The sequence below is a fragment of the Arthrobacter sedimenti genome, assembly GCF_042652025.1.
In the GTDB taxonomy this organism is placed as follows: Bacteria; Actinomycetota; Actinomycetes; order Actinomycetales; family Micrococcaceae; genus Arthrobacter; species Arthrobacter sedimenti.
The window spans coordinates 283112-291814 of the sequence record NZ_JBHSDQ010000005.1 but is presented as its reverse complement, the minus strand read 5'-3'; the positions used below and the strand labels follow the sequence as shown (position 1 = coordinate 291814).

General features: G+C 66.1%; 10 protein-coding genes. 5 read left to right on the top strand and 5 right to left on the bottom strand.

What is annotated here, in order from left to right; all coding sequences use genetic code 11:
* Positions 1 to 221: 221 nt before the first annotated feature.
* Positions 222 to 1007, bottom strand: coding sequence for a LysR family substrate-binding domain-containing protein (locus ACFO0G_RS14035; protein ID WP_376978335.1), 786 nt, complete (start codon positions 1005 to 1007; stop codon positions 222 to 224).
* Here ACFO0G_RS14035 and ACFO0G_RS14030 point away from each other — a divergent pair.
* Positions 1006 to 1410 (top strand): DUF5997 family protein, encoded by a 405-nt coding sequence (locus ACFO0G_RS14030; protein ID WP_376978322.1) that lies wholly within the window; start codon positions 1006 to 1008, stop codon positions 1408 to 1410. The genes ACFO0G_RS14035 and ACFO0G_RS14030 overlap by 2 nt on opposite strands.
* An 87-nt stretch (positions 1411 to 1497) precedes the next feature.
* On the opposite strand, the gene ACFO0G_RS14025 is transcribed toward ACFO0G_RS14030, so the two are convergent.
* Complete coding sequence (locus ACFO0G_RS14025) at positions 1498 to 1878, bottom strand: VOC family protein (RefSeq protein ID WP_286400671.1); 381 nt, start codon at positions 1876 to 1878, stop codon at positions 1498 to 1500.
* A gap of 182 nt (positions 1879 to 2060) precedes the next feature.
* On the opposite strand from ACFO0G_RS14025, the gene ACFO0G_RS14020 reads away from it, so the two are divergent.
* Together ACFO0G_RS14020 and ACFO0G_RS14015 are read left to right on the top strand one after the other, a co-directional pair.
* Positions 2061 to 2669, top strand: a complete 609-nt coding sequence (locus ACFO0G_RS14020; RefSeq protein ID WP_376978320.1) for a hypothetical protein — start codon at positions 2061 to 2063, stop codon at positions 2667 to 2669.
* A gap of 54 nt (positions 2670 to 2723) precedes the next feature.
* A complete protein-coding gene (locus ACFO0G_RS14015) occupies positions 2724 to 3332 on the top strand; it encodes a DUF6919 domain-containing protein (protein ID WP_376978318.1) in 609 nt (202 codons plus the stop codon).
* Positions 3333 to 3358: 26 nt separating this feature from the next.
* Here ACFO0G_RS14015 and ACFO0G_RS14010 read toward each other — a convergent pair whose 3' ends face one another.
* Positions 3359 to 3841, bottom strand: coding sequence for a pyridoxamine 5'-phosphate oxidase family protein (locus ACFO0G_RS14010; protein WP_376978316.1), 483 nt, complete (start codon positions 3839 to 3841; stop codon positions 3359 to 3361).
* Positions 3842 to 3907: 66 nt separating this feature from the next.
* The gene (locus ACFO0G_RS14005; protein ID WP_286400664.1) at positions 3908 to 5353 is read right to left on the bottom strand and encodes a flavin monoamine oxidase family protein; all 1446 of its coding nucleotides are present in this window, start codon (positions 5351 to 5353) and stop codon (positions 3908 to 3910) included.
* Between the two features lie 81 nt (positions 5354 to 5434).
* On the opposite strand from ACFO0G_RS14005, the gene ACFO0G_RS14000 reads away from it, so the two are divergent.
* Complete coding sequence (locus ACFO0G_RS14000) at positions 5435 to 6169, top strand: TetR/AcrR family transcriptional regulator (protein WP_376978314.1); 735 nt, start codon at positions 5435 to 5437, stop codon at positions 6167 to 6169.
* A 4-nt stretch (positions 6170 to 6173) separates the two neighbouring features.
* Here ACFO0G_RS14000 and rlmN read toward each other — a convergent pair whose 3' ends face one another.
* Positions 6174 to 7409 (bottom strand): dual-specificity RNA methyltransferase RlmN, encoded by a 1236-nt coding sequence (rlmN, locus tag ACFO0G_RS13995; RefSeq protein ID WP_286400660.1) that lies wholly within the window; start codon positions 7407 to 7409, stop codon positions 6174 to 6176.
* 149 nt (positions 7410 to 7558) lie between these two features.
* On the opposite strand from rlmN, the gene ACFO0G_RS13990 reads away from it, so the two are divergent.
* On the top strand, positions 7559 to 8686 hold the full coding sequence (locus ACFO0G_RS13990) for an L-talarate/galactarate dehydratase (protein ID WP_376978311.1): 1128 nt from the start codon (positions 7559 to 7561) through the stop codon (positions 8684 to 8686).
* The last annotated feature ends 17 nt before the right edge of the window (positions 8687 to 8703 follow it).

Below are 8703 nucleotides of genomic sequence, written 5' to 3'. Positions count from 1 at the left end.
ATGGAAAACGTCAAGGCCACCGCCACCGACGCCGCCCAAAACGTCAAAACCGAAGGCCAACAAGCCGCCACCGACGTCAAAGACCGCGCCACCGACGCCAAAGACAACGTCCAAAACACCTAACCCGCGTGGCTGGGCAGGACAACACAACGAAGCCGGACCGCATCTGAGGGCCGGCTTCGTTGCTGCCCGGCGGCTAAACCGGGCCCGTCAAACCCCGGCTAGCGTTTGCCTTTCTTCCGGGATCCCCGCCCGCGGCCTTTGTCCGGATTGGGCGCATAGCGCTGCGCCACTTTGGGCGCCTTCTTCGCGCCGGTGCCCCGGCGGTCCGGCTTGGGCTCCTTTTTCACCTTGGCCGGCTGGGCAGAGGGCTGCCGCGAACTCTGGGCAGTGCGTCCGCGGACGATGCCGATGAATTCCTCCAGCACTTCGTCCGTGGCCTCGGTAGGCCAGGCGAGTGCAATTTCTGTTCCCTCTGCCCCCGTCAGGCGGCGCGCCACAGTGTCCTTGACGTTGAAATGGCGGGCTACCGCCATGGGGAGGATCACCAGGCCGGCGCCAGCGGCAACCACCTGGAGTGCGGCCTCCGGTCCGCCCAGTGCGGCGGCATCCAGGAACGATTCCTCCGCGAGGTCGGCAAGCGGCACTTCATCGAACACCGAAATCTCATGGCCCTTCGGGGCCACCACCACCGGCTGCTCCTCGTACAGCGGGATCACGCTGAGGCCCTCCCGCTCGATGGGAAGGCGGACAAAGCCCATGTCCGCGCTGCCGTCCTGTAGCGGCCCAAGCTGGGCACCGCCGTCGACCATAAATGCTTGAAGGGGAATGTGCGGCATCCGCTCTTCCCACCGGCGGATCCATTTGCCCGGCGTTACCCCGGCCACGTAGGCGATGCGCAGCACCCGCGGGGCCGCCTCTTCCGGGGCAGCGGGGGCGTCGGGCGTGGGGGTATCGTCGGCTGGCACGTCTTCACAGTACCCGCCGCCCGGATACCCTTGAAGCATGACCTCTGCAAACTCCCAGTCCATGAAGCCGGCCACTGTTGCCAAGAAACTTGGCATCTACCTCCCGGCCACGCCGCAGGAGTTCCAGGATTCAACCATCACCCGCGACGAGTTCGCCGAACTCCAGGCCAACCCGCCGGAATGGCTGGCCGAATTGCGCCGCAACGGCCCGCACCCCCGCCCCGTGGTGGCCCAGAAGTTGAACGTGTCCATCAGCGGCTTGGCGCGCGGCGGCGTGGAGGAAGCATTGACGACGGCGGAAATCACCGCGCTGCTGCAGGCCCCGCCACAGTGGCTGGTCACCGAACGCGCTACGCACGCTGCCGTCCGCGCCGAAGCCCAGCGGGTCAAGGAAGAGGCCGCCAAAAAGCAGGCGAAGAAGGACCGCGCCCAGGCCGAGTAGGCCGCAGTCGCGCCTCAGAAGCTTGTTCGCCCGTCAGGACCTTGAACGTCCGGATGCGCGGACAGGCTTCTAATGCATCCCGGCCCGTCAGTCCTGGTGGATCTGGACGTAGTTGCCGCAGCCGTCGTCGAACACGGCGCTGGTCCCGAACGGATCGGTGGTGGGCGGGGTCTTGAAGCTGACGCCGGCAGCCATGAGCCGGTCGTACTCCGCCTGCACGTCCGGGACCCCGAACACGATGGCCGGCAGTCCTGCCTCGCGCACGGCGTTCATGTAGTTGGCGCCGATGGGGTTGTCGCTGGGCTCCAGCAGCAGCCCCACGGAACTGTCATCCGCCCCCGGGTCCTTGATGATGTAGAGGTTGTACTCCGGCATGGCCATGAGCGTGTCGAAGCCCAGCGTCCCGGTGTAGAAGGCGTGGGCGGCCGCGGGGTCCTGGACATGGATGCTGCACATTTTGAGTCGCATGGACCCACGGTACCTGTCAGGCCCTGTCCCTTTGCAGTACCTGTTTTCCCTTTTCACCTGCCATTGACGCTGCGCGCCGTACACGGTGCAATGGAAGGACCAGCCCGGGCTTTCCGGCCGGGGCCGGTCTTATGGGGAATGCCGGGCGCCGGAGGTGCAGGATGTCAGTCGCGGAATCGTTGATGCAGGGACTGTTTCATGGTGCGTGGGCGGTACTGCTGTGTGGTCCGGTGCTGGTTACCGGCGTGGCCGCCACCGTTTTTGTCGTTCGGCGCCGGGTCCTGGCCCCCAAGGACCGCGCACCGGAGGGGACGGACCAGCTGTTCTGGGACCTGTTCCTGGGTTCCTGCGTGGCCCTTCCCGCGCTGATCATTCCGGCGCTGGTATCGCCGTGGGCGGGTTTGGTGCTGGCAGGGGCGGCCGCCGCATCGGGTATTGCGGCCTACCGCGGCACTCCAAAGTTCCTGGCGCGGCGTGCAGCACGCAGGGAGGAACGGGAGCGGGTTGCAGCCCACCAGGAAGCCCGGCTGCAGCATGAGGAGATCATGCTGCGGTGGCGGCGCTACGAGCTGGATCCGGCGTGCAGCATCGACTATCCGGCGTTGACCGATGTGCGGCTGCCGGAAACCTCCGCGCTGATCAAGTCCATGCGGGCTGCGGACCAGCTGCGGACGGCCGCGCACAAGGGTTATCCCGATGCCGTGGGAAGCCTGGCCGCGTCCCTGGCAGCGGCGGAGCGGGCCGCGGGCATTCCTGCAGCCCTGCCCGCAGAGCAGCCTGGCCGAGGTTAGCTGCTGTGTCGCCGCTGTTGGATCGGCCCCGAGGCCCGGCGATAGCATCCAAAGATGAAGCCTGAGGAACTGCCTGCCCATGACGAGTACGGCCGGCTGCTGGAGGACCGTGGAGTCTGGCGGCAGGCCACCACCCTGGAGGCCGCCGGGGAATTGACCGCCCGATGGCTGGAGGGTGGGAGTTCGTACCAGCCGGGGCATTTCGCCCCCGGTTTCGACCCTGAAACCGTCGCACTGGCCGCAGTGTTGGCGGAGCTGAACCGGAACGGGCTGTTCACCAAGGAGTCCCAGCCGGGCATCCTCGCTGACGGCGCTGCGCAACGGGAGTACGTCACGGGTTTTTGCAGCGCCGGCACCGCCGGCGAACTGCTGGCCCTTTCCACGCACACCGAACTGGTCACCGTGGCCCACGCGCCTGGCGAAGCAAGCAGCGCCGCCATTCCCGTAACCCTTGCGGGCACGGAGGTCACCACGGTGCTCGGTTCCAGCGAGAATCCTGTAGACGAGGCGCAGATCAGGGATTGGGCTGACGAGACCAACGATGCCCTGGCCCTGCTGCTCGCGGACTCCTGGTATCTGGAGATCCTGGATCCGGTGTGGGGACGCAACGGCGTCCTGCTGCCGGCGGTCCTGCAGGCATTGAAAGGGGCGGGGCCGCCCTAGCCGCCCCGCCCCTTCAAAATCCGGTACTACAGCTCCACGGTGCCGCTTTCGCCAACACTCATCCGGCTGTTGGTGACCTTGGCCTTCACCCACTGGAGCACAGTGGCGGCCGTGCCGCCGGGGCTGGTCCAGTATTCAGCGGAATCCGAGTCGACGCGCAGGAGGCACACCTCGGGGGTGTCCGGACCGTCCGGGAACCAGGCTTCGACCGCCTGGTTCCACAGTTCGTGGATTTTGGCCCGGTCCGTGACCACTTCGCCGATTCCGGCCACTGAGACCCACTCAGTGTTCTTGCCAAAGGCAACGTTGACCCGCGAGTCAGCCCGGACATGCGCAACCTGGGACGTGCCGAGGCCAGTGAAGAACCACATGTCGCCGTCGTCCTTTACCTCCTGGACGGCCAGCGGCCGGCTGACGAGGGCGCCTTCTTCGTTGATGGTGGTGACCATTCCGATCCTGGAATCGTTGATGATCTCCGTAACCTTGCTGATGCTCTGGGCGTCAGTCATGCCTCACCTCGTTCGTCTGAAGTCGGGGACGCTCCCCGCCGCCAGCCTATTAGTAAGCATGCTTATTTACCAGCTGGCGGCCACCGGGACCTTCGCCACCTCTGCGATCCGCGCAGCAGTAATGCGGCCCATTCGGATGGCGCCGTCCACGTGCTGGTATCCCTCGGCCGCAAGGTCGGAGGAGGACCAGTAGATCGGGCCGACAGGTGCGTGCTGGTCCTTGCCGTAGCGGTGCAGGCCGCCCAGGTCATAGCTGGAGGCGTAGGCGCCGCGGGTCCATTCCTCCGAGCCCCAGTCGGACTCGTAGTAGACCTCGGGGGTGAGGGCCTCGTCGCCAAGGTATCCTGCGATGGATTCCAGGATGGCCTTGCGGCGCTCTTCGGGGGACAGCTCGAACATGGCGTCGGCCTTCTCATCCGAGACGAAGCCCACCAGGGTGCCGCGCGGATCGCCATGGTTGGTGTTGTCGTAGACCTCCTGGACCAGCGCATCGGCACCGAAGCAGGTGCCGGAGAGGCCCTTGTCCCGCCAGAAGGGGGTGCTGTACACGGCGTGGACCTTGATGACCAGGCCCAGCGACTGGTGCTGGTGCATCTGGTGCTGGCGGCGCGGCAGCGGCGGGTTGAAGGAGACGCGGGAGTAGAGGTTGGGCGGCACCGCCATGATGACGAAGCGGGCGTTCACGGTGGCGCGGTCCGAGACAACGGTCACGCGGTGCCCGCCGTCCGCGTCCGGCTCCCAGTTGACGGTACGCACCGGAGAACCAAGGACGACGTCGTCACCCAGCTCCTGCGCCTGCAGCAACGACACCTGCTGCATCCCGCCCACCACGCGGCGGTCCAGGATGAAGTCCTCATCCGTCAGGTGGGTGAAGGAGCCGGCCGAGGCCGCCATCAGGACCGCCTGCAGCGCGGAGAAGGCGTGCGCCGGCTTGGTGAGCATGCCGCCGGCGATGAAGAGTCCGATGTTCTTGCAGGCTTCCTCGTTGGCAGAGTTCTGCCGGAGCCAGTGGTGGAAGGAAACGGTATCCAGCTCGCGTGCCTTGGGATGGGCCCACGGTTCGGTGGGGCCGATCTCGGCGGCCAGTCCGTCAAGGAGGGCCACCAGACGGTCCATTTCGACGGCGGTGTCCGGGTCCACCGGGAAGGTGTCGCCCGTGTAACGCACAGGGGCGCCGTCTGCGCCGATGTAGATGGACTCCCCTTCGCGGTAGCGCGGGTAAGTCTCGAGGTTCAGTTCTGCCAGCAGTTCCAGGAGGGCAGTCTGGTCCGGCGAGACCCATTGGCCGCCGATTTCGAGCATGGCGCCGTCCACGGCGTCGGTCCAGGTCCGGCCACCAACGCGGTCGCGGGCCTCGAGCACGGCTACGGTGAGGCCGGCTTTCTTCAGTTCACGGGCGGCGGTGAGTCCGGACGGCCCGGCTCCAACGACCACGACGTCGCGGTTCAGGTTCAGCATGATGTCCTCTCTGCGGCCCTTGGTGACGGGGACCACTAAATGAATGCCATTCATTTATTAGAACTATAGCTGCTGCCTGCTTTGAGCGGAAGTACCGGATGGAATAATGCAGGGGACACCGACGAAAGGGCAGGAATGCCGGCAGTATCAGCCGCACAGGGACGCACCACCAACAACGGCGGTGTGCAGCGGAGGCGGGCCGGTCGACCGTCCGCGGCAGTGCTGGACAAGTCCGGAATCACGGCAGCTGCGCTGGGGCTGGTGAGCCGCAAGGGGTACGACGGGTTGACCATGGCAGCCCTGGCCAAGGAACTCGACGTGGCACCGTCCGCCCTCTACAACCACGTGGCGTCAAAGCAGGATGTCCTGCTCCTGGTGGAGGACCACCTGATGTCGCTCGTCGACGTTTCCGGTTTTGGCCGCGGCAGCTGGGAGGACGCCGTCCGCGCCTGGGCCTGGAGCTATCGGGACGTCTTTGCCGAGCACACTCCGCTTATCCCCGTCATCGCCGTCCTGCCGGTCACCGACGCCCCGCAGACCCTGGCAATGTACGAGACCGTAAGTAAAGGGTTTTCCGACGCCGGTTTTCCACAGGAGCGCATTGTGCCGGCAATCGTGGCGCTTGAGTCCTTTATCTTCGGATCCGCGTACGACGTCACCGCGCCGGAGGACATCTTCGACTCCGGCAGCATGGCTGGATCCACCCCGTATTTCACCGCAGCCGTGCGCAGTTCTTCTGCAGGACCGGATGCACCTGCGAATGCTTCCGGCGGCCAGGGCGGCCCGGAACGCGGCCGCCCGGCGGATACGGCCTTCCAGCTAGGGCTGGACGCCCTGATTGCCGGACTGGGAACCCTGCGGAAGGGCTAGCGCCCTAGTCCTCGGCGGCGGCGAGCTGGCCGCAGGCGCCGTCGATTTCCTTGCCGCGGGTGTCCCGAAGGGTGCAGGGCACGCCGGTGGCGCGGAGCCGCTCGATGAATTCCTGTTCCACCGCCTTGTCCGAGGCGGTCCAAATGGAGCCCGGAGTTGGGTTGAGCGGGATCGGATTGACGTGCACCCAGCCGCGTCCGCGCTGGTTGAGCTTCTTGCCCAGAAGGTCGGCACGCCAGGGGTGGTCGTTCATGTCCTTGATCAGTGCGTACTCGATGCTGACCCGGCGACCCGTCTTGCGGTAGTAGTCGTAAGCGGCGTCGAGCGCCTCGTCCACCTTCCAGCGGTTGTTGACCGGGATCAGTTCGTCGCGGAGCTCGTCATCGGGAGCATGCAATGACAGTGCGAACGTGACGGGAAGGTCCTCGTCCGCCAGCTTCCGGATCGCCGGAACCAGGCCCACGGTGGATACGGTGATGTTCCGGGCGGACATGCCCAAACCCTCGGGCGCCGGATCCACAAAGCGGTGCAGGGCGGCCATGACACGCTTGTAGTTGGCCAGGGGCTCCCCCATGCCCATGAAGACGATGTTGGTGACCCGCTCGTCGTCGTGCTCCTTCGGGCCCAGCTCGCCGGCAGCGATGGCCCGGTTGGCGGCGACCACCTGGTCAACGATTTCTGCGGTGGACATGTTGCGCGTCAGTCCGGCCTGGCCCGTGGCACAGAAGGGGCAGTTCATGCCGCAGCCGGCCTGTGAGGAGACGCAGAGGGTGATGCGGCCGGGGTAGCGCATCAGGACGGACTCCACCAGGGCACCGTCGAACAGACGCCAGAGGAACTTGATGGTGTCCCCCTTGTCAGTGCGTTGCCGGCGGACCTCCGTGAGCAGCGGCGGGAACATCTGGGAGGCAAGCTCCTCGCGGCCTGCCTTGGGCAGGTCGCTCATCCGCTCCGGGTCCACCGTCCAGTGCTGGAAGTAGTGCGTGGAGAGTTGCTTTGCGCGGAATGCCGGCAGGCCAAGTTCCTTCAGCTTCTCGCCGCGCTCGGCCAGGCTCATGTCCGCCAGGTGCACTGGCGGCTGCTTCACGCGCGGGGACGCGAATTGGAGCAGGGGCCGGCCTTCGACCGTACGTGCCTGCTCCCAGCCCTCGGCGGTGGGGCGGACCTGCGGCCGGGCAGTGCCGGCGGCTGCCTTGGAGGCGCGGACAGGAGTTTCAGGGGAAGGATTGGGGGAAGTCATCCCCTCTATCATCCCACGAGGGCAAAATCCGGGGGGAATCGCCCAAAGGCGCTGAAATTGGATCTGCAAGGACTTGCTTGTAATACAAGTTGCAAACTTATATCCTAGGAGTGTGGGCGAAGGGGCCCACCTGTCTTCCAGGAGAATCAATGAGTTCCGTCGATCTGATCCGGCACGTCAAGCTATCCACTGCCCGTCTTCCCCTCGCCCTTCCCATCAGCGACGCGAAAGTCTTCACCGGACGGCAGAAGCCCATGACCGAGGTGGTGTTCCTGTTCGCGGAGATCACCACCGAGCTGGGGCACTCCGGCGTCGGATTCAGCTATTCAAAGCGTGCCGGCGGCCCTGCCCAATATGCCCATGCCAGGGAAGTCGCCGAAGGCCTCATCGGCGAGGACCCCAACGACATCGCCCGGATTTACACCAAACTCCTGTGGGCAGGGGCCTCCGTGGGGCGGTCCGGCGTCGCCACCCAGGCTCTCGCCGCCGTCGACATCGCTTTATACGACTTGAAAGCCAAGCGTGCCGGGCTGCCGCTGGCGAAGTTCCTGGGCTCCTACCGCGACTCGGTGCGGACGTACAACACCTCCGGCGGCTTCCTGAACGCCAGCCTTGACGAAGTGAAGGCGCGCGCCACCCAGTCCCTCGAGGAGGGCATCGGCGGCATCAAGATCAAGGTGGGCCTGCCGGACAGCAAGGAGGACCTGCGCCGCGTCGCCGGAATCCGCGACCACATCGGCCCGGACGTTCCGCTCATGGTGGACGCCAACCAGCAGTGGGACCGCGCCGCGGCCCTGCGCTTGGGCCGCCGCCTCGAGGAATTCGACCTGGTGTGGATCGAAGAGCCCCTTGATGCCTACGACTTCGAGGGCCATGCCCACCTGGCACAGGTACTGGACACCCCCATCGCCACCGGCGAGATGCTCGCCTCCGTGGCTGAACATAAAGGCCTCATTGCCGCCAACGGCTGCGACATCATCCAGCCCGACGCCCCGCGCGTCGGCGGTATCACCCAGTTCCTTCGCCTGGCCGCCCTGGCCGACGAGCGGGGACTGGACCTTGCCCCGCACTTCGCCATGGAAATCCACCTCCACCTCGCCGCCGCCTACCCCCACGAACCCTGGGTGGAGCACTTCGACTGGCTGGACCCGCTGTTCAACGAGCGCCTGGAAACCAAGGACGGCCGCATGATCGTCCCGGACCGCCCCGGCCTCGGCATAACCCTGAGCGACCAGGCCCGCGCCTGGACCACCGAAAGCGTGGAGTTCGACGCGTAACCCCGAAGCCGTAATCT